The organism is Streptomyces sp. NPDC058796 (genome assembly GCF_042745235.1).
Lineage (GTDB): Bacteria > Actinomycetota > Actinomycetes > Streptomycetales > Streptomycetaceae > Streptomyces.
In genome coordinates this window covers 245,962-265,869 of sequence record NZ_JBHYOP010000012.1, presented here as the reverse complement: position 1 = coordinate 265,869, position 19,908 = coordinate 245,962, and the positions used below count along the sequence as shown (strand labels likewise).

Sequence of the window (19,908 nt, the reverse complement as noted above, 5' to 3'; positions counted from 1 at the left end):
AGTCATGAGCACACACGATCAGCATGGCAGTGGACGTTCCGGACCCCGTCCGAGAAGGACACGGCTGCTCGCCGCCGCGGGCGCTGCGGCGCTCCTCCTCGCGGCGGGGACCGCCACCCCGGCGGCCTCGACGGCGCGGGCGGCGGACGGCGGCCAGGGGAAGAAGGTGCTCACCGTCGCCGTGGCCCAGAGTGTCGACTCGCTCAGTCCCTTCCTGGCGGTGCGGCTGCTCAGCACCAGCATCCACCGGCTGACCTACGAGTACCTGACGAACTACGACCCGAAGGACAACCACGTCATCCCGGGCCTGGCCACCGAGTGGAAGTCGTCGCCGGACAAGCTGACCTGGACGTACACGATCCGTTCCGACTCCACGTGGTCGGACGGGGAGCAGGCCACCGCCGAGGACGCGGCGTGGACGTTCAACAAGATGATGACGGACGACGGTGCCGCCACCGCCAACGGCAGCTTCGTCGCCAACTTCGAGAAGGTCACCGCGCCCAGCCCGACCCAGCTGGTGATCCGGCTGAAGAAGCCGCAGGCCACGATGACGGCGCTGGACGTGCCGATCGTGCCCAAGCACGTGTGGGAGAAGGTCGGGGACTTCTCGGAGTTCAACAACGACAAGGACTTCCCGGTCGTCGGGAACGGGCCCTTCGTCCTCACCGACTACAAGCCGGACAGCTACGTCCGGCTGGAGGCGAACAAGGACTTCTGGCGGGGCGCGCCGAAGTTCGACGAGCTGGTGTTCCGGTACTACAAGGACCAGGACGCCGCCGTCGCCGCCCTGCGCAAGGGCGAGGTGTCCTTCGTCGCGGGCTCGCCGTCGCTGACGCCCGCGCAGGCCGCCTCCCTCGAGGAGGACGAGAACATCCGCGTGAACGACGCCCCCGGCCGCCGCTTCTACGCCCTCGCCACCAACCCGGGCGCCCGTGCCAAGGACGGTACGGAGATCGGTGACGGCCACCCGTCGCTGCTGGACCAGCGGGTGCGGCACGCGCTGTTCATGGCGGTGGACCGCGAGGCGATCGTCGACAAGGTGTTCCAGGGCCACGCGGTCAAGGGCGAGGGCTACATCCCGCCGCGCTTCTCGCAGTACTTCTTCGAGCCGTCGGCCGAGCAGGAGCTGGCCTACGACCCGGCCGGGGCGGCGCGGCTGCTCGACGAGGCCGGCTACCGGAAGAACGCCGACGGCAAGCGCGTCGGCAAGGACGGCGAGCCGCTGACCTACCGCGTCCTGTGCCACGCCACCGACCCGAACGACAAGGCGGTCGGCAAGTACCTCCAGGAGTGGTGGGGCGAGCTCGGCATCTCGATGACCCTGGACTGCCGGGACAACGTGACCGACCCGTGGCTGGCCGGCGAGTACGACCTCGCCTTCGACGGCTGGTCCGTCAATCCCGACCCGGACTTCGTGCTGTCCATCCACACGTGCGCGGCGCTGCCGGCGACGCCGAAGGACACCGGGGCCACCGACAACTTCATCTGCGACGAGAAGTACGACGAGCTGTACGCGCGGCAACTGGGCGAGTACGACGCCGGCAAGCGGGCGGAGATCGTCAAGCAGATGCAGTCCCGGCTGTACGACCTGGGGTACATGAACGTCATGGCCTACCCGAACGCGGTCGAGGCCTACCGCACGGACCACATCGCGTCGATCACCACCATGCCGTCCTCGGCGGGCAACATCTACGGGCAGGACGGCTACTGGAGCTGGTGGTCGGCCGTCCCCGCGGACTCCGGTGACTCCTCCGGCGACTCGTCGTCGGCCGGGGTCGTGATCGGGGCCGTCGCGGGCGGCGTCGTCCTGGTCGGGCTCGCTGTGTTCTTCGCCCTGCGCCGCCGGGCATCGGCGGACGAACGTGAGTGACGCGGTGTCCGCGCCGGCCGGCCCGGGGCCGGCCGGCGCGGACGCCACCGGCCGCCCGTCCCGTGCGCGACGCGCGTACCCCAGGTACGTGGCGGGCAAGCTGGCCGGTGCCGTCGTCTCCCTGTTCGCCGTCCTGGTCACCAGCTTCTTCCTCTTCCGGATGATCCCCGGCGACCCGGTGAAGTTCATGACCGGCGGCCGTCCGGTCTCGGCCGGGCAGATCGCCGCCTACCGCCGGGAGTTCGGGCTCGACCTGCCGCTGTGGCGGCAGTTCACGGAGTACTGCGGCAAGGCGCTGACCGGGGACCTGGGCACGTCGTACCAGTTCCGCACGCCCGTCGTGGACAAGATCACCGAGGCGTTGCCGAACACGCTGCTGCTCACCGGTACGGCCTTCGTGCTGTACACCGCGCTGGGCGCGTTCCTCGGCACCCGCTCGGCGTGGCGGCACGGCCGGCTCGGCGACCGCCTGAACACGGGGCTGGCGCTGACGCTGTACTCCGTTCCGTCCTTCTGGCTGGGCCTGCTGCTGATCATCGTCCTGTCGGTGGGGGTGGACCCGCTCCCGGGACTGTTCCCGACCGGAGGCATGGAGTCGGGGGGCGGTGAGGAGGGCTTCGCCCACGTCGTCGATGTCGCGCACCACCTGGTGCTGCCGGTGGTGACGCTGGTCGCGGTGGAGTACGGCCAGACGCTGCTGGTCACACGGTCGGCGCTGCTGGACGAGATGGGCGGCGACTATCTGACGACGGCGCGGGCCAAGGGCCTGCGGGACGATCTCGTACGGCGCCGGCACGCCGTGCCGAACGCGCTGCTGCCGACCGTGACGCTGGTCTTCGTCAATCTCGGCCGGACGGTGGCCGGTGTCATCCTCGTCGAGACCGTCTTCTCCTGGCCGGGGCTGGGCGGGCTGTTCTACCAGGCGCTCAGCGTGCCCGATCTGCCGCTCGTGCAGGGGCTGTTCTTCGTCTTCGCCGCGGCGGTGATCCTGATGAACACCCTGGCCGACCTGCTGTATCCGCTGTTCGATCCGAGGGTGGGCCGATGACCGCCGAGAAGCCCGCGACGGCTGAGAAGACCGAGAAGCCCGGGACATCTGGGGCTCCATCGGCGCCGCCCGGTTCGCGTGCGCTCGCGTGGCGGCGACGCCGGGCTTCCCTCGCGCGTTTCTGGCGGGAGTACCGCAGGCACCGTGCGGGGGTGTTCGGGCTGGCGGCACTGTCGCTGTTCGTGCTCGTCGCGCTGACCGCGCCGCTGACCGTCGGTTCGGACGTGGAGAGTGTGACCAACGCGCCCGGGCAGCCTCTGGAGAGCCCGAGCGGGCAGTTCCCGCTGGGCACCGACCAGTTCGGGCGCAGCCTGCTGGGCCTGCTGGTCTGGGGCTCCCGCGTCTCCCTGCTGGTCGGGCTGCTGGCCGCCGCGCTGTCCGTGACCATCGGCGCGCTCATCGGGATCACGGCCGGGCACTTCCGCGGCTGGTACGCCACGGTGATGATGCGGATCACGGACTGGTTCCTGGTGATGCCGACGCTGGTGCTCGCCATCGTGCTGGCGACGGTCCTGTCCCGTTCGCTCGGCACCATCGTGCTGGCGATCGGCGTGACCACCTGGCCCACCACGGCCCGGCTGGTGCGGGCGCAGACGCTGGCGGTGGAGTCCCGGCCGTACATCGAACGCGCGAAGGCGCTCGGGGGCGGGCACTGGCACATCATGTCCCGGCACGTGCTGCCCAACGTGATGCCGCTGGTGCTGGCCCAGACGACGCTGATCATCTCCTCCGCCATCCTGGCCGAGGCGACGCTGGCCTTCCTCGGGCTCGGTGATCCGACGGTCGTGTCCTGGGGCGGGCTGCTGCAGGACGCGCGGGAGGCGGGCTCGGTGAGTTCGGGCGACTGGTGGTACCTGGTGCCGCCGGGCGTCGGGATCGCGGCCGTGGCGCTGGCGTTCACGCTGTGCGGACGTGCGGTGGAGGCCGTGCTCAATCCCAGGCTGGGGGTGTCCCGTTGAGTCTGCTCGAGGTACGCGACCTGAAGGTGACGTATCCCGGAGGTGTGGCGGCCGTGCGCGGGGCCGGCCTGACCCTGGCGGCCGGCGAGAAGCTCGGCGTCGCGGGCGAGTCCGGCTGCGGCAAGTCCACCCTGGCGCTGGCGCTGCTGCGGCTGCTGCCGGCCGGGGCCCGGGTCGGCGGGGAGATCCTGCTGGACGGCGAGGACGTACTGACGATGAAGTGGGGGCGGGTCCGGGCGGTGCGCTGGGCGGGGGCCTCGATCGTCTTCCAGGGCGCCATGCACTCGCTGAACGCCGTGCACCGCATCGGGGACCAGATCGCCGAGCCCGTCCTGCTGCACCGCAGGGCCACACCGGCCGGTGCGCGGAGGCGGGCCGGGGAGCTGCTGGAGCAGGTCGGCCTCCCGGCGGCGCGGGCGCGTGCCTACCCGCACGAGCTGTCCGGCGGGCAGCGGCAGCGCGTGATGATCGCGATGGCCCTGGCCTGCGACCCTCGTCTGATCGTCGCCGACGAGCCCACGACGGCACTCGACGTGATGATCCAGGCGCAGATCCTGCGGCTGATCGAGGGCCTGGTCGGCGAGCAGGACGTCGGCCTGATCATGATCAGCCACGACCTCGCCGTGCTGGCCGACACCTGCGACCGGCTCGCGGTGATGTACGCGGGCCGGGTGGTGGAGGAGGGCCCGGCCCGGCAGGTCTACGAGGACGCCCTGCACCCCTACGGCCGGGCGCTGTCGGAGGCCTTCCCCAGGATCGGGGACCCGGGCTCGCGGTTCGCGCCGCGCGGGCTGCCGGGCGACCCGCCCGACCCGGCGGCGGTGCCGTCGGGGTGCGCGTTCCATCCGAGGTGCCCGGTCGCACTGGACGTCTGCGCCACGGACGACCAGCCGTTGCGGGAGGCGGGGACGGACCGGCGGGCGGCCTGCGTCCACGTGGGTCCCGACGCCGGCACACCGCCGGTGCGGGACGAGGGAGTGAGGAGCAGCACCCCATGACCGGCACCACGCCCGAACTGCTGAGCGTCCAGGGGCTGCACGTAGCCTTCCCCGGCCGGGGCGGCGGACCGCCCGCCCGGGCCGTGGACGGGGTCGACCTCGACGTCCGGCGGGGCGAGATCGTCGCGCTGGTCGGCGAGTCGGGCTGCGGCAAGACGACACTGGCCCGGAGCCTGCTCGGTCTCGTCCGGCCGACCGCGGGCCGCGTCACCTTCGACGGCACGCCGCTCGAGCACTCCGCCCGCGCGCTGAAGGCGTACCGCAAGCGCGCGCAGCTGGTCCTCCAGGACCCGAGCGGCTCGCTGAACCCCCGGCACACGGTGTACGACATCGTCGCCGAGGGCCTGCGCGTCCACCGTCACGCCGGGGACGAGCGGACGGCGGTGGCCGAGGCGCTGGCCCGTGCCGGGCTGCGTCCACCGGAGCGCTTCTTCCTGCGTTACCCGCACGAGCTGTCCGGCGGTCAGCGCCAGCGGGTCGTCATCGCGGGCGCGCTGGTCCTGGAGCCGGAGTTCCTGGTCGCCGACGAGCCGGTGGCGTCCCTCGACGCGTCGGTGCGCGGGGAGATCCTGGCACTGCTGCTGCGGCTGCGTGGCGAGTTGGGCCTGTCCGCGCTGGTGGTGACCCATGATCTGGGGCTGGCGTGGAACATCGCCGACCGGGTCGCGGTGATGTACCTCGGTCGCATCGTCGAGACGGGTGCGGTGGAACAGGTACTGACGGCGCCCCGGCATCCGTACACCCAGGCCCTGCTGTCCGTCCTGCCGGAGGCGCCGGGCCGTCCCGTCGTGCTGACCGGCGAACCGCCCGACCCGTCGCACATCCCCACCGGCTGCCGTTTCCACGTCCGCTGCCAGGTCCTGGCCGGGGGCGAGGCGGCACGCGCCGGTGTCGCGGACGCCTGCCGGAACCGGAACCTGGAGATCCTTCACGGGGGTGACGGGTCCCAGGTCGCCTGCCACTGGGCACGGGCCCGGGCGGCCGAGGCGACGACGGCCGGGAGTGAGACCGGGGGCGAGGCCGGGAGCGGGGCGGCTGTGGAGCCGGGCTGACGGGGGGCGGACTGACGACGGGGCCGGTGGCGGGCGGGCGCGGGGCCACGGCGGACGGACCCGCCACCGGCGACGGGCGCGGGCCGGGCGTAGCGGGCGGACCAGCATGACGGGCGGTCCGATGGCCCGTGACGGGCGCACACCTGTCCCATTACGGACCGGCCCACGGCCGGTGACGGGCATTAACGCGCGGTCGCGGTGGGCCGGTCCCGGTTGGTTTGCGTGGTGGACGCCGGGTGCCTGCCGTGTCAGGGCGTCCGGTCGGTCGGTCACGCCGAGCGGCGTGGAGCGGGCGCCGCGAGGTGTGTGCGCCGCTGCGCTACGGCCCGTCCCGGGCACGGCTGCGCGGAAGCAGGCCGGTGGCCCCGTCGGACGGAGGGGGCCACCGGCGTGGTCGTCAGTGGCGGTCGGCGTGTGCCGCGATGATCTCGCGGCACTTCTCGACGTCCTCGCCCATCTGGTCCAGCAGCGCGTCCAGCGTGTCGAACTTCGCCTGCCCCCGTACGAAGGCCAGGAAGTCGACGGCGACGTGCAGCCCGTACAGGTCGAGGCCCACTCGGTCGATCGCGTACGCCTCCACCGTGCGCTCGGTGCCCTCGAACTGCGGGTTGGTGCCGACGGAGATCGCGGCCGGCATCACCTCGCCCTGGGCGTTCAGCCAGCCGGCGTAGACGCCGTCGGCCGGGATGGCGGTGTGCGGGAGGGTCTCGACGTTGGCCGTGGGGAAGCCCAGCTCACGGCCGCGCTGGGCGCCCCGGACGACGACGCCCTCGACGCGGTGCGGCCGGCCCAGGATCTCCGCGGCACCCCCGACGTCGCCCTCGGCGACCAGGCGGCGGGTCAGGGTGGAGGAGAACGGCTGGCCGCCGCCCGCCTCACCCGTCACGTACAGGTCGACGACCTCGACCTCGAAGTCGTAGACCTTGCCCTGCTCGGTGAGGAAGTCGACGTTCCCGGCGGCCTTGTGGCCGAAGCGGAAGTTGGGGCCCTCCACGACCGCCTTGGCGCGCAGCCTGTCGACCAGGACCTTGACCACGAAGTCGGCGGCGGACAGCTTCGAGAACTCGGTGGTGAAGGGGAGGATCAGCACGGCGTCCACGCCCAGGTCCGCCACCAGTTCGGCGCGGCGGTGGTGCGGGGCGAGCAGGGGCGGGTGGCTGCCGGGGCGGACGACCTCGCTGGGGTGGGGGTCGAAGGTGACGACGACTGCGGGGACGCCCAGCTCGCGGGCGCGGTCGACGGCGTGCTTGATGATCAGCTGGTGCCCTCGGTGGACACCGTCGTAGGAGCCGATGGTGACGACGCTGCGTCCCCAGTCCTCGGGGATGTCCTCCAAGCCACGCCAGCGCTGCACTGTGTCTGCTCCTTGTCGCAAACTCGTCGGAGTCGATGCCTGTTACGCAGCTCTAAGAGTGCCATGCCGCCCGTCTCGCGCCCGCATCGGCATGGGCGCTGTGACCGGGTGCACGCCGGCCGGCCCCGCGGGGCTCCCGCGTCATGCCGGGACCCGCTCACCCGCCAGGCCCTCGATGGTGCGGCGGGCGCTGGGGCCCACCAGGGCGGCCCAGTCCTGGGGCGCGTCGGCCAGCCAGTCGGTCAGGCGGCCGGCGAAGCCCGGCAGGTGGCGGGCCAGGTCGACCAGGCCCTGGTCGAAGCGGGTGGCGCCGTCCGGGGTGCGCACGAGGAGCCGGCCGGTGCGGTGGACCAGGGCGCGCTGGCCGTCGCCGCCGCACCGGGCGGCCGCGCGCAGCAGCGCGTCGAGCACGGCGGGGTCCTGCTCGTGGGCCAGCAGGTGTTCGCGCAGCTCGTGGCGGAGCAGGCCGCGAGCCGAGGTGCCGTCGGCGGCGAGGACCCCGGCGAGTGCGGCCCGCACCGGCTCGGGTCCGGCGTCGAGCAGGCCGGTGACCAGGGGGTGGAGCACGGCGCGGGCCGACGGGTCGTGGTCCAGGCGCCGGTCGACGTAGGCGGCCACGTGCCCGGCGGTCTCGGGGCGCTCCGCGACGGCCTCCCCGACGAGTACGGCCACCCGGTGGGCCAGCGCGGGTGTGGTGGCGTCGGCGAGCCTGCGCAGCGCCTCCCCGGCGTCGGGTCCGCGCAGCCTGGCCCGGAAGGCGTCGAGGACGGGCTCGGGGTGGGTCGGCAGGGCGACGGCCACCGAGCTCGGCGGCAGGTACGGGTCGCCCGCCGCGAAACGGCCGAGGGCTCGCGGGAGGTGGCGGTCCCGGCTGCCCGGGTCCATGACGAGCAGGGCCAGGGCGCCGCCGTGCAGCCGTTCGTCGGCGGGACCGGCGAGCAGGAGCAGAGCCGCGTGGCGGAGCAGGGTGCGGTCGGCGCCGGTGCGGGTGTGCGGTGCGGTGCGCAGGCCGTGCGTGACGGACTGCGCCCGCCGTTCGGGCCGCTCGTCGCGCGCCCAGCGTTCCACGGCCCGGCAGAGGGCGGAGGGCTCCTCCTCGGACAGTACGGCGAGCAGTTCGTCGGCCCGCCGGTGCGAGCTGTCCGCGAGCGCCTCGGTGAGGGTGTCCAGGCCGCGGTGACGGTGCGTGTGCAGCAGCGCCTGCGCGGCCGTGGCGACGGTGGCGTGCGGGGTCGCGGGCAGCGGCCGTTCGTCGTCGAACCAGCGGACCAGGAGCGGTTGTACGGTCGTGGGGTCGGCGGCGAGCAGCCTGGCGGCCGTGTCGAGGTGGCGGGCACCGGGTTCGCGCGGGGGGCCGTCGGCGAGGACGAGGCGGCGGAGCAGGTCCAGCCGGGTGGCCTCCGGCAGTCGCAGCGCGGTCCAGAATGCCGGTCCGAACTCTCCATGCCCCGGGGCTCCTTCGCCGCTCCGTTCCGCGATGCCGTCGGCGAGCAGCCGCAGCACGTCCGTGTACGGCGTGGCGTCGGGTACGCGGGTCAGCACCTCGGTGAGCAGCCGGGCGGCCCACCAGGAGTGCGGGTCCTCGTCGAGGGCGCCCACCAGCTCTTCGAGGGTGAGGGCGAGTTGGGGGATGCCGTGCTGGCGGGCGAGGAGCAGAACGGCTTCGACGACGGGGCCGATGCGGTGGTGCGGCACGGGGAGGGCCTGCGTGTGCTGCGGGGTGGCGCCGCGGTGGACGAGGGCGCGCAGGGCCTCGTCCAGGTCGAGGTGGGTGCCTTGGAGCCAGTCGGCCAGTTCCTCGTGGGCGAAGCGGTAGCCGTTGCCGGCGGGGACGAAGAGACCTTCGGCGAGCACGGCCGACGCCCAGCCGGTGCCGCCGCCGAGCCGCGCCGGGGCCGGTCCCGACGGGAACAGCGCCTCGAACGCCTCCCGGTCGAGCTCACCTTGTCCGGGGCCGAGACTGCGCCGGGCCGCCTCGTGCACCTGTCCGGAGACCTTCGCCGCGAGGCGGCGGCGTACGCCGGTGCCGTGCAGGGCGTTCTCCCGGGCCAGCCGGGTCGCGACGCGCAGGCAGACCAGGTCCAGGTAGGCCGTGAAGACCGCGTCCCGGTCGACGCGGACGGGGGGAGGCGCTCCGGGCAGGGCCGCGTGGACCTCCGCGAGCAGGCGCAGGGTGAGGGGGTGCCGGGCGTCCGGGCCGTCGAGGGCGCCTTCCGGTACGCGGTAGCGTGCGCGCGCTTCACGGGCCTCCTCGTCCGAGAGGTCACCGAGGGGGACGCAGGGCGGCGCCGCCGCACCGGCCGGCGCGGCTGGGGGCGCCTCGGAGGCGGTGCCGGGCGGGAGCCCGGCGGGACCCGCCCCGGACGGCATCGCGGTCGGCCCTGGACCGGGCGGAGGCCCTGCGGGCCCCGAACCGGTCGAAAGCCCGCCTGGTCCCGTGCCGGACGGAAGCTCGGTGGGCTCCGCCCCGTACGGAAGTCCGGTGAGCCCCGGCCCGTACGACGGCCCGGCAGGTTCCGTCCCGGGCAACGGCCCCTCGGTGGGCACCCGCCACGCCGTGCGGTCGCCGTCCGGCTCGGTGCGTGTACTCGATGCCGCGGTCGGCCAGGAACAGCTGTCGCCGAGCACCGGCCCGGACGACGTGCACGCGCGTTCCACGTGCAGCAGTTCCCGCGGGTACTCCGCCCCCGCCCGCTCCCAGTACTCCGCCCGGCAGGCCACCACGAGCCGGGCCTGCGTCTCCGTCAGCCATGCCGCCGTGCCCTCGGTCCACTCGGGAAGGCGGTGGGCCAGGACGGGCGGCATTTCCTCGGGGCCGTCGAGGAGGAGAAGGAGGGGGCGTCCGGCGGTGTGCGCGAGGTGGGCCAGGCGTTCCGGGGTGATGTCGCCCAGGCCGGCGGGGCGGGAGCGGTCTGCGGCGGCCACGATGCGGGCGGCTCGGCCCAGCGCCCTGCGTGCCGCGTCCGCCACCGACATGTCGTCCTCGTGCAGGTCGGCGCCGCGCAGCCACAGGGTGGGCGCCGGCTCCGTGCCCCGGGAGCGACGGGCGGCGAGGGCCGCCAATTCGGTCGTACGGCCGCTGCCGGGGGCCCCGACGAGTCCGAGGACACGGGCCTGGGCGCGGGGTTCGGTGAAGGCGGCGAACTCCCGTGCCACGTCGTCGCGTTCGACCGGCTCCACCCGGCCGGCGCCCCCGGCGTCCGGGTCATCCGCCACCTCTCCCTGCGCAGGCCTCCCCGGCGGGCCGTCCTGCCCCACCTGGGTCGCCGTGAGGGCGAGTACCCCGGCCAGGTTGAGATCGGCACCGTAGGCCGGGACCGTCGCCGCGTTCTCGGCGAGCAGGTCGGCGAGGGGGCCGGGGGCGTGCGGCAGCGGGACGGCGAAGCCGACGTCGCTGTGGCCGGAGCTCAGGGCGGTGCCGAGGACCCCGAGGACCGCGCCGGTGGTGAGGTCGAGGACCGGTCCCCCGGCCGCGCCGCCCCCCAGCCGCAGCGCGTCCCGCCCCGAGGTGCCGACCGCGAGCTCCAGCGCGTCGGCGAGGACGTGGAAGCGGTCGGTGGCCGCGTAGTGGACGTCGGTGGTGCCCAGCACCCGGGCCTCGCGCCAGCCGCCGGCGGCGATCCGGACGTACGTCCCGGCCTCGGTCCTGCCCCGCGTGCCGACGGGCAGCGGGGGCACGCCGAGGCCCTCGGCGCGTACGAGGGCCAGGCCGAGCGCGGGCAGCGGGGTCACGTCGGCGGCGGCCACGACGCGGCGGCGGCCTCCGGCGGTGCTCAGCACGAGCCGGGGCAGGCCGTCGACGGCCTCGTGGCTGGTGATCACCGTGCCGTGGCGGTCGGCGGCGAACCCGGTGCCGCGGGGACGGCCGGCGAGATCGTGGACGCGGACCAGGGCCTCGTCCGGTCCGTGTGCCGCAGGGCCTGGGTCCTGGACCTGCGACCCGGCGTGCGGGTCCCGGACGTCGTGCCCCGACCGCCGTACCACCCTGCCGCTCCCCGCCTCCCGGGACCGGATACGCGACGCCATCGCCGCACCTCCCCGCCGTACACCCGTGCTGTGTGTTCGACGGTAGGCGCGTGATGATCAGCGGGACAGGGCGCGTCACCAACGCGCCCCCTTCCACTCCCCCGATTCACTCCGAGCGCCTGCCCGGACGGGTGAACAGACGGGGCGGGTTGGATACACCCTAGGGGGTGGGGGAACCGAGGGGGGCCGTGGAGCGGCGGCGGTGGAAGTCCCCGTGGTCGCCGCTCCACGGACGGGGCCCGTCGGCGGGCCCGTTCAGCCGAAGACGGCCAGGCTCTTGGCCTTGCCCTTCTGTTCCTCCACGAGCGCGAGGAAGCGGCCCTCCTGGTCGAAGACGGCGACGGCACCGGCGCCCGCGTACTCGTCGGGCATCTCCAGCCGCACGCCGTTGAGGAGGAGCCGGGCACGCCTGGTGTCCACCTTCCACTGCGGGAAGGCGGCGCGGGCCGCGTCCGCGACCGGCATGACGGTCAGCTCCTCCTGGAGCTGGTCCAGCGTCTTCGCCGTGTCCAGCTTGTAGGGGCCGACGCGGGTGCGGCGCAGCGCGGTGAGGTGGCCGCCGACGCCGAGGTCGGCGCCGAGGTCCCGGGCCAGGGCCCGGATGTAGGTGCCGGAGGAGCAGACCACCGAGACCACCAGGTCCAGCACCGGGGTGCCGTCCTCGGCGACGGCGTCCCGGACGTCGTACACCGCGAAGGAGGAGACGGTGACGGGGCGGGCGGGGATCTCGAAGTCCTCGCCGTCGCGTGCCCTCTTGTAGGAGCGCACGCCCTTGATCTTGATGGCGCTGACCTTGGACGGCACCTGCATGATGTCACCGGTCAGCTTGGCTACGGCGGCGTCGACGGCGTCCCGGGTGACCTTCGAGGCGTCCAGCGACCCCGTGATCTCGCCCTCGGCGTCGTCGGTGAGCGTCGTCTGCCCGAGCCTGATGGTGCCCAGGTACTCCTTCTCGGTGAGGGCGAGGTGCCCGAGGAGCTTCGTCGCGCGCTCCACACCGAGGACCAGGACACCCGTCGCCATCGGGTCGAGCGTGCCGGCGTGCCCGACACGCCGGGTGCGGGCGATGCCCCGCATCTTGGCGACGACGTCGTGCGAAGTGAAGCCCGACGGCTTGTCGACGATGACGAGGCCGTCGGGCGTGGTGTGCTTCTCGGTCATTTAGCGGTGTCGTCCGTCTCGTCGGCCGCGGCCTCGTCCTCGGACTCGTCCGGCTTGCGGTACGGGTCCGCTCCGCCGGCGTACGCGGCGCCCGCGGAGGCTTCGCGCACCTTGGCGTCGGACTGACGTGCCTTGTCGAGGAGGTCCTCGATGTTCCGGGCGGTGTCCGGGAGGGCGTCCATGACGAAGGCCAGGGTCGGCGTGAACTTCACGCCCGCCGCCTTGCCGACCTCGGAGCGCAGGATGCCCTTGGCGCTCTCCAGGCCCGCGGCGGCGGCCGCCCGCTCCTCGTCGTCCCCGTACACCGTGTAGAAGACGGTCGCCTCCCGCAGGTCACCCGTGACCCGGGTGTCCGTGATGGTGACGTGCGAGCCGAGCCGCGGGTCCTTGATCCCGCGCTGCAGCTTCTGGGCCACCACCTCTCGGATGAGGTCCGCCAGCCTTTTCGCCCGCGCGTTGTCGGCCACTGGTCCGTCTCCCGTTCTTTCTTCTCTGTGTTTCGTGGGTCAGTCGTCTTCGCCGTGGAAGCGCCGTCTGACGGACAGCAGTTCCACCTCGGGCCGGCCGGCCACCAGCCGTTCGCACCGGTCGAGTACGTCTCCCAGGTGCCCGGCGTCACCGGACACCATGGCCAGGCCGATGACGGCCCGGCGATGGAGGTTCATGTGATCCACCTCCGCCGCGCTCACCGCGTACTTCCGCTGGAGTTCGGCGACGATCGGGCGGACGACGGAGCGTTTCTCCTTCAGCGAATGTACGTCGCCGAGGAGAAGGTCGAAGGACAGCGTCCCCACATACATGTGCAACCGGTTCACCCGCCGGTCCGGGATCGATGGCCCCGCCATCCACGGGCGGGGACATCAGAACCGTACAACGAACGGCCGGGGCCGATCGACGGATATTGCTCTCCGCCGACCGGCCCCGGACCGCACCGTCTTCGAAGTCGGGGGTCTTACACCCGCGGCTTCTCGCGCATCTCGTACGTCGCGATGACGTCGTCGACCTTGATGTCGTTGAAGTTTCCGAGGTTGATACCGCCCTCGAAGCCTTCGCGGATCTCGGTGACGTCGTCCTTGAAGCGACGCAGACCCTCGATGTTGAGGTTCTCCGCGATGACCTTGCCATCGCGCAGGAGGCGCGCCTTGGTGTTGCGCTTGACCTCGCCGGAGCGGATGAGGACACCCGCGATGTTGCCCAGCTTGGACGAGCGGAAGACCTCGCGGATCTCCGCCGTACCGAGCTCGACCTCTTCGTACTCCGGCTTGAGCATGCCCTTGAGGGCCGCCTCGATCTCCTCGATCGCCTGGTAGATGACCGAGTAGTACCGGACGTCCACACCCTCGCGCTCGGCCATCTGCTGTGCCCGCCCGGCGGCGCGCACGTTGAAGCCGATCACGATGGCGTCGGAACCCATCGCCAGGTCGATGTCGGACTCCGTGACCGCACCGACGCCGCGGTGCAGGACGCGGATGTCGACCTCTTCGCCGACGTCCAGCTGGAGCAGCGAGGACTCGAGGGCCTCGACCGAACCGGAAGCGTCACCCTTGATGATCAGGTTCAGCTGCTGGACCTCGCCGGCCTTCAGCACCTTGTCCAGGTCCTCCAGCGACACGCGGCGCGTGCGCTTGGCGAACGCGGCGTTGCGCTCGCGGGCGGCGCGCTTCTCCGCGATCTGGCGGGCCGTACGGTCCTCCTCGACCACGATGAAGTTGTCACCGGCGCCCGGGACGTTGGTCAGGCCCAGGACCTGGACCGGCGTCGACGGACCGGCCTCGGCGACGTTGTTGCCGTTGTCGTCGAGCATGGCGCGGACGCGGCCGTAGGCGTCGCCCACCACCATCGTGTCGCCGACCCGCAGGGTGCCTCGCTGCACGAGGACCGTCGCCACGGCACCGCGGCCGCGGTCGAGACGGGACTCGATCGAGATGCCCTGCGCGTCCTGGTTCGGGTTGGCCCGCAGGTCGAGCGAGGCGTCCGCGGTGAGGACCACGGCCTCCAGCAGGGAGTCGATGTTCAGACCCTGCTTGGCGGAGATGTCGACGAACATGGTGTCGCCGCCGTACTCCTCGGCCACCAGGCCGTACTCGGTCAGCTGACCGCGCACCTTGGTCGGGTCGGCGCCCTCGACGTCGATCTTGTTGACCGCGACGACGATCGGGACCTCGGCCGCCTTGGCGTGGTTCAGCGCCTCGACCGTCTGCGGCATGACGCCGTCGTTGGCCGCGACGACCAGGATCGCGATGTCGGTCGACTTGGCACCGCGGGCACGCATGGCGGTGAACGCCTCGTGACCCGGGGTGTCGATGAAGGTGATCTTGCGCTCTTCACCGTTGACCTCGGTCGCGACCTGGTAGGCACCGATGTGCTGGGTGATGCCGCCGGCCTCGCCCGCGATGACGTTCGTCTTGCGGATGGCGTCGAGCAGCCGGGTCTTTCCGTGGTCGACGTGACCCATGACGGTCACGGCCGGCGGACGGACGACCAGGTCCTCCTCGGAGCCCTCGTCCTCGCCGAACTCCAGATCGAAGGACTCGAGCAGCTCGCGGTCCTCCTCCTCCGGGCTGACGATCTGAACCGTGTAGTTCATCTCGTCGGCGAGGAGCTGGAGCGTCTCGTCGGAGACGGACTGGGTCGCGGTGACCATCTCGCCGAGGTTCATCATGACCGCGACGAGCGACGCCGGGTTGGCGTTGATCTTCTCCGCGAAGTCGGTGAGCGACGCACCGCGCGACAGGCGAATGGTCTCGCCGTTGCCGCGAGGCAGCATCACGCCGCCGACCGACGGGGCCTGCATGGCCTCGTACTCCTGGCGCCTCTGCCGCTTCGACTTGCGACCGCGACGCGCGGGACCGCCGGGACGGCCGAAGGCGCCCTGCGTGCCACCACGGCCACCGGGACCGCCGGGACGGCCGCCGAAGCCGGGACGGCCACCGCCGCCGCCGAAGCCGCCGCCACCGGGACGGCCGGCGAAGCCGCCGCCGCCACCGGGACGACCGCCGCCACCGCCGGGACGGCCGGCGAAGCCGCCGCCGCCGCCGGGACGACCGCCGCCGGGACGACCGGCACCGCCGGGACCGCGACCGCCGCCACCGGGGCCGGGACGCGGTCCGGCAGCCGGACGCTGCGGCATCATGCCGGGGTTCGGACGGGGGCCGCCGGGACGGGGACCGCCCTGGCCGCCGCCCTGCGGACGCGGCATCGAGCCCGGGGTCGGGCGGTTGCCGCCCGGAGCCTGGGGACGGGGGCCGCCGCCCTGGCCTCCGGGAGCCTGCGGACGCGGGCCGCCGCCGGGAGCACCGGGTCCACCCGGACGCGGCCCGCCCTGCGGACGGGGCGCCTGCGGGCGCGCCATGCCGGCGTTGCCGCCGGAGGTGAAGGGGTTGTTGCCCGGACGCGGACCGCCGGGACGGCCGCCGGGGCGCTGGCCCGGGGCGCCGGGACGCTGGCCACCGGGACGGCCCTGGCCGCCCTGCTGACCGCGGTCCTGACCCGGACCGGACGGTCGGGCGCCGCCGGGCTTCGGGGCGCCGGGACGCGCGCCACCGGGCTTCGGACCGGCCGGAGCCTGGGACGAAGCGGCCGGGGCCGCCGGCGGAGCGGTGAACTCCGGTGCGGCCGGGGCCGGACGCGGCGCGGGCTTGGGGCCCGGCGTCGGGCGCGGACCCTGGGACGGCGCCGGCGCGGGTGCCGACGGGGCCGCGGGCTGCTGGGCGGCCGGGGGCTTGGGAGCCGCCGGAGCCGCCGGGGCCGCGGGGCCCGGACGGGGTGCAGCCGGGCGGGCCGCCTGCGCCGGGGACGGCGCCGACGGCCTGGGGGCAGCCTTCTTCGGGGCCGCGGGACGGCCGGACCGGCCGTTTCCGCCACCCTGCTGGAAGGCGTCTGTCAGCTTGCGTACTACGGGCGCCTCGATCGTCGAAGACGCCGAACGGACGAATTCACCGAGTTCCTGGAGCTTGGCCATGACGACCTTGCTCTCGACACCGAACTCCTTGGCGAGTTCGTAGACCCGGACCTTAGCCACTTCGCTCCTCTGAGGTCCGGGTTGCGTCCGGACCGTCGCTAGTTCATGGGCGTACTCATCGCGTACTCATCGAGTGCTCATCGCAATCTCGACCTGCTTTCGACTCGCGAGGTACCAGACCGCACGGGGTTCCGCGCGGCATGTCTTCCTTACCACGTTGCTCACGTGCCGCTTTCAGCGGCCGTGCTGCAACCTTGTGCCTGCTCGACGTAGTGGCGCAACGCCTTTACGTCGAGCGGTCCCGGGACGCGGAGCGCCCGCGGGAACGCCTTGCGGCGCACTGCCTGGTCGACACAGACCGGTACGGGGTGCACGTACGCACCCCGGCCGGGCAGCGTACCGCGTGGATCGGGGGCGCATTCACCCTCGACCGCCACGGTGCGCAGCAGCTCGCTCTTGACCGCTCGCTCCCGGCACCCCACGCAGGTGCGCTCGGGGCATGCTCGGGTACGTGTCCGGCCAGACACTCCTAAGTCTACCTCCCCGGACCGACCTCACCCCTTTGGGGCAAGAATCGAACGCGTGCCGCACTCAAGACTGTCGTGATCTCAGCGCCGTGCGGCTTGGATCTATTCCCCCGTACCCGCCGGACGTCCCGGGCCTACTCCCCGTGCCCGCCGGACGACTGGTCGGAGGGCTGCTCGGTGTCGGGCCTGATGTCGATCCGCCAGCCGGTCAGCCGGGCCGCGAGGCGGGCGTTCTGGCCCTCCTTGCCGATGGCCAGCGACAGCTGGTAGTCCGGCACGATCACCCGGGCGGAGCGGGCCGCCAGGTCAACGACCTCCACCTTGGAGACGCGGGCCGGGGAGAGCGCGTTCGCCACCATCTCGGCCGGGTCGTCCGACCAGTCGACGATGTCGATCTTCTCACCGTTCAGCTCGCCCATGACGTTGCGCACCCGGCCGCCCATGGGGCCGATGCAGGCGCCCTTGGCGTTCAGGCCCGAGCGGGTGGAGCGCACGGCGATCTTGGTGCGGTGGCCGGCCTCGCGGGCGATCGCGGAGATCTCGACCGACCCGTCGGCGATCTCCGGGACCTCCAGGGCGAAGAGCTTCTTCACCAGGTTGGGGTGTGTGCGGGAGAGCGTCACGGAGGGGCCGCGTACGCCCTTGGCCACCCGGACGACGTACGAGCGCAGGCGCGTGCCGTGCGGGTAGGTCTCGCCGGGCACCTGCTCCTGCACCGGAAGGATGGCCTCCAGCTTGCCGATGTCGACCAGCACGTTCTTCGGGTCGCGGCCCTGCTGCACCACGCCGGTGACGATGTCGCCCTCGCGGCCGGCGTACTCACCGAGCGTCGCGTCGTCCTCGGCGTCGCGCAGCCTCTGCAGGATGACCTGCTTCGCGGTGGTGGCGGCGATGCGGCCGAAGTCGGACGGGGTGTCGTCGAACTCGCGGGGCGCCTGGCCCTCCTCGAGGTCGTCGGCGTCCTCCTTCGCCCACACGGTCACGTGTCCGGTGTCCCGGCTGAGCTCCACGCGCGCGTGCCGGCGGCTTCCCTCGGTGCGGTGGTAGGCAATGAGGAGGGCCGACTCGATCGCCTCGACCAGCAGGTCGAAGGAGATCTCCTTCTCCCGGACCAAACCCCGCAGGGCGCTCATGTCGATGTCCACGGCTACGCCTCCTCCTCTTTCGTGTCGTCGTCGGTGTTCTTGGTGTCCTTGCGGTTGAACTCGACCTGGACTCGTGCCTTGTCGATGTCACCGAAGGGAAGTCTGCGGGTGGTGGCCTTGCGGCCCTTGACGCCCGGTACTTCGAGGTCGAGTCCGGCCTCGTCCACGGCGAGGATGCGGGCGACCAGTTCGCCGCCCTCGTGGAGCTGGAAACGGACCAGGCGGTCGGTGGCGCGCACGTAGTGGCGGCGCTCGGTGAGGGAGCGCTCGGCGCCCGGGGTGCCGACCTCGAGGGTGTACTCCGCGTCGCCCATCGCGTCGGTCTCGTCGAGCTTCGCCGAGAGCGCGCGGCTCACATCGGCGATCCGGTCCAGGTCGGCACCGGTGTCGGAGTCGACGACCACGCGCAGCACACGCCTGCGGCCGACCGAGTCCACCGCGATCTCCTCGAGGTCCAGTCCCTGGGAGGCGACGAGCGGCTCTAGCAGCTCTCGCAGCCTCTCGCTCTGGGTGGTGCTCATCCGGGTGACTCCTCGGCCGCGTGTGCTGTTGTGGGACGGTGCGCGTGTCTGGTCAAAGGGTATCCGGTCGCGAGGGGTGTTGCCGTCCACCCCGGCTCGGCGGTGCCGATGGGTGGTGCCCAGCCTGGGCCCGGGTACCGTGATCACGGGCAGGCGGCCGCGGTCCCGGGTTCCGTTCGGCGCGGGTCCCGTTCGCGCCGCGCTTCGCTCCGCTGTTGGCCGTCTCTGCTGTTGGTCGTCTCCGCCGTCTGTCTCCGCCGTCTGTCTCCGCTTCCGTACGAGCCCGTCGAGGACGTCTGCCGTGTCGCTTCCCGCATCGCCGCGCCTGCCCTCGGGGCCGCGCAGAAGGAGCCTGCTCGCCTCGGCCGCCGGGGCCGCCCTGCTCGTCGGCTGTTCCGGCGGCTCGGACTCCGGTGGGCCGGGCGACGACCCGTCCGCTGCCGAGCGGGCCCGCGCGCGTGCGGCTCGGGACAGCGAGGCGCTGGCCGGGCGGTACGCGGCGGTGATCACCGCTCATCCTGGTCTGGCGGAGCGGCTGCGGCCGCTGCGGGAGGAAGTCGTACGGCACGCGGAGGCGTTCGGTGCGGTGCGGGCGGCCTCTCCCGAGGCGTCGCCGTCGGTCTCCGCGCGGGCCGCCGGGCCGGAGGACGGCTCCGTTGCCGTGCCCGCCGGCGAGAAGGACGCCCTGGCCCTGCTCGTGGCCGCCGAGCGCGAACTGACCGACCGGCGGACCGGAGCGCTGGCGGGAGTGCCGGGCGAGCTGGCGCGGCTGCTGGCCTCGGTGGCGGCGGCCGGGGCGGCGCACGTGTATCTGCTGACGGAGGGTGACGGGTGAGCAAGGCTGAGGACCGGGAGCTGGACGCCCTCCAGGCGGCGCTGGCGGCGGAGCACGCGGCCGTGTACGGCTACGGGGTCGTCGGTGGGCGGGTCGGCGAAGAACGGCGCGCCGAGGCACGGACGGCGTACGACGCGCACCGGGCGCGGCGGGACTCGCTGGCGCGCGAGGTGCGGGATCTCGGTGCGCAGCCGGTCTCGGCGGCGGCCGGGTACGCGCTGCCCTTCGAGGTGCCGGACGCGGCGTCGGCGGTGCGGCTGGCGGCCGAGCTGGAGGACCGGGTGGCCGGTGTCTACTCCGACCTGGTGCGGGCCGTCGGCGGTGACCGGCGGGCGGCGGCGGCCGGGGCGCTGCGGGAGGCGGCCGTCCGTGCGGTGCGGTGGCGGGGCGGGAGCGTAGCCTTCCCTGGGCTCGCCGAACGGGCCGGTTCGGCGACACCGACTGCGTAACA

16 protein-coding genes are annotated in these 19,908 nt (G+C 73.3%); 7 read left to right on the top strand and 9 right to left on the bottom strand.

The annotated features are described in order from the left end of the window. Nucleotides 1–4 precede the first annotated feature (4 nt). Genes ACFW47_RS28755 through ACFW47_RS28735 form a run of 5 tightly spaced genes read left to right on the top strand, consistent with a single transcriptional unit; the run spans nt 5 to nt 5,927 of the window. On the top strand, nt 5–1,870 hold the full coding sequence (locus ACFW47_RS28755; protein WP_386307538.1) for an ABC transporter substrate-binding protein: 1,866 nt from the start codon (nt 5–7) through the stop codon (nt 1,868–1,870). Nucleotides 1,871–1,874: 4 nt separating this feature from the next. Beyond that, nucleotides 1,875–2,918 carry an ABC transporter permease gene (locus tag ACFW47_RS28750; protein ID WP_386307546.1) on the top strand — a complete coding sequence of 348 codons (1,044 nt, stop codon included), beginning with the start codon at nt 1,875–1,877 and terminating at the stop codon, nt 2,916–2,918. After that, complete coding sequence (locus tag ACFW47_RS28745) at nt 2,915–3,877, top strand: ABC transporter permease (protein WP_386307536.1); 963 nt, start codon at nt 2,915–2,917, stop codon at nt 3,875–3,877. Before ACFW47_RS28750 ends, ACFW47_RS28745 begins: the two co-directional genes overlap by 4 nt. Continuing rightward, nucleotides 3,874–4,875: an ABC transporter ATP-binding protein gene (locus ACFW47_RS28740; protein WP_386307535.1), complete on the top strand. Its 1,002-nt coding sequence runs from the start codon at nt 3,874–3,876 to the stop codon at nt 4,873–4,875. Before ACFW47_RS28745 ends, ACFW47_RS28740 begins: the two co-directional genes overlap by 4 nt. Continuing rightward, a complete protein-coding gene (locus tag ACFW47_RS28735; protein ID WP_386307534.1) occupies nt 4,872–5,927 on the top strand; it encodes an ABC transporter ATP-binding protein in 1,056 nt (351 codons plus the stop codon). Before ACFW47_RS28740 ends, ACFW47_RS28735 begins: the two co-directional genes overlap by 4 nt. A gap of 397 nt (nt 5,928–6,324) precedes the next feature. On the opposite strand, the gene ACFW47_RS28730 is transcribed toward ACFW47_RS28735, so the two are convergent. The 9 genes from ACFW47_RS28730 to rimP form a co-directional block, all read right to left on the bottom strand. After that, nucleotides 6,325–7,281: a bifunctional riboflavin kinase/FAD synthetase gene (locus ACFW47_RS28730; RefSeq protein WP_386307533.1), complete on the bottom strand. Its 957-nt coding sequence runs from the start codon at nt 7,279–7,281 to the stop codon at nt 6,325–6,327. 141 nt (nt 7,282–7,422) lie between these two features. Further along, nucleotides 7,423–11,307, bottom strand: coding sequence for a trypsin-like peptidase domain-containing protein (locus tag ACFW47_RS28725; protein ID WP_386307532.1), 3,885 nt, complete (start codon nt 11,305–11,307; stop codon nt 7,423–7,425). A gap of 255 nt (nt 11,308–11,562) precedes the next feature. Next, nucleotides 11,563–12,468 carry a tRNA pseudouridine(55) synthase TruB gene (gene truB / locus ACFW47_RS28720; protein ID WP_386285034.1) on the bottom strand — a complete coding sequence of 302 codons (906 nt, stop codon included), beginning with the start codon at nt 12,466–12,468 and terminating at the stop codon, nt 11,563–11,565. Next, the gene (gene rbfA / locus ACFW47_RS28715) at nt 12,465–12,935 is read right to left on the bottom strand and encodes a 30S ribosome-binding factor RbfA (RefSeq protein ID WP_386285032.1); all 471 of its coding nucleotides are present in this window, start codon (nt 12,933–12,935) and stop codon (nt 12,465–12,467) included. The genes truB and rbfA overlap by 4 nt, the downstream gene beginning before the upstream one ends. Before the next feature lie 39 nt (nt 12,936–12,974). Then, nucleotides 12,975–13,268, bottom strand: coding sequence for a DUF503 domain-containing protein (locus ACFW47_RS28710; RefSeq protein ID WP_217250894.1), 294 nt, complete (start codon nt 13,266–13,268; stop codon nt 12,975–12,977). A gap of 152 nt (nt 13,269–13,420) precedes the next feature. Then, nucleotides 13,421–16,489 (bottom strand): translation initiation factor IF-2, encoded by a 3,069-nt coding sequence (gene infB / locus ACFW47_RS28705; RefSeq protein ID WP_386307530.1) that lies wholly within the window; start codon nt 16,487–16,489, stop codon nt 13,421–13,423. A 161-nt stretch (nt 16,490–16,650) separates the two neighbouring features. Next, a complete protein-coding gene (locus ACFW47_RS28700; protein WP_073731512.1) occupies nt 16,651–16,956 on the bottom strand; it encodes a YlxR family protein in 306 nt (101 codons plus the stop codon). Nucleotides 16,957–17,090: 134 nt separating this feature from the next. Continuing rightward, the gene (nusA, locus tag ACFW47_RS28695) at nt 17,091–18,101 is read right to left on the bottom strand and encodes a transcription termination factor NusA (protein WP_217250897.1); all 1,011 of its coding nucleotides are present in this window, start codon (nt 18,099–18,101) and stop codon (nt 17,091–17,093) included. A gap of 2 nt (nt 18,102–18,103) precedes the next feature. Then, a complete protein-coding gene (gene rimP / locus ACFW47_RS28690) occupies nt 18,104–18,622 on the bottom strand; it encodes a ribosome maturation factor RimP (RefSeq protein WP_386285026.1) in 519 nt (172 codons plus the stop codon). Nucleotides 18,623–18,923: 301 nt separating this feature from the next. On the opposite strand from rimP, the gene ACFW47_RS28685 reads away from it, so the two are divergent. Both ACFW47_RS28685 and ACFW47_RS28680 read left to right on the top strand, forming a co-directional pair. Then, complete coding sequence (locus tag ACFW47_RS28685) at nt 18,924–19,457, top strand: hypothetical protein (protein ID WP_386285024.1); 534 nt, start codon at nt 18,924–18,926, stop codon at nt 19,455–19,457. Continuing rightward, nucleotides 19,454–19,906 carry a DUF4439 domain-containing protein gene (locus tag ACFW47_RS28680; protein ID WP_386307529.1) on the top strand — a complete coding sequence of 151 codons (453 nt, stop codon included), beginning with the start codon at nt 19,454–19,456 and terminating at the stop codon, nt 19,904–19,906. Before ACFW47_RS28685 ends, ACFW47_RS28680 begins: the two co-directional genes overlap by 4 nt. The last annotated feature ends 2 nt before the right edge of the window (nt 19,907–19,908 follow it).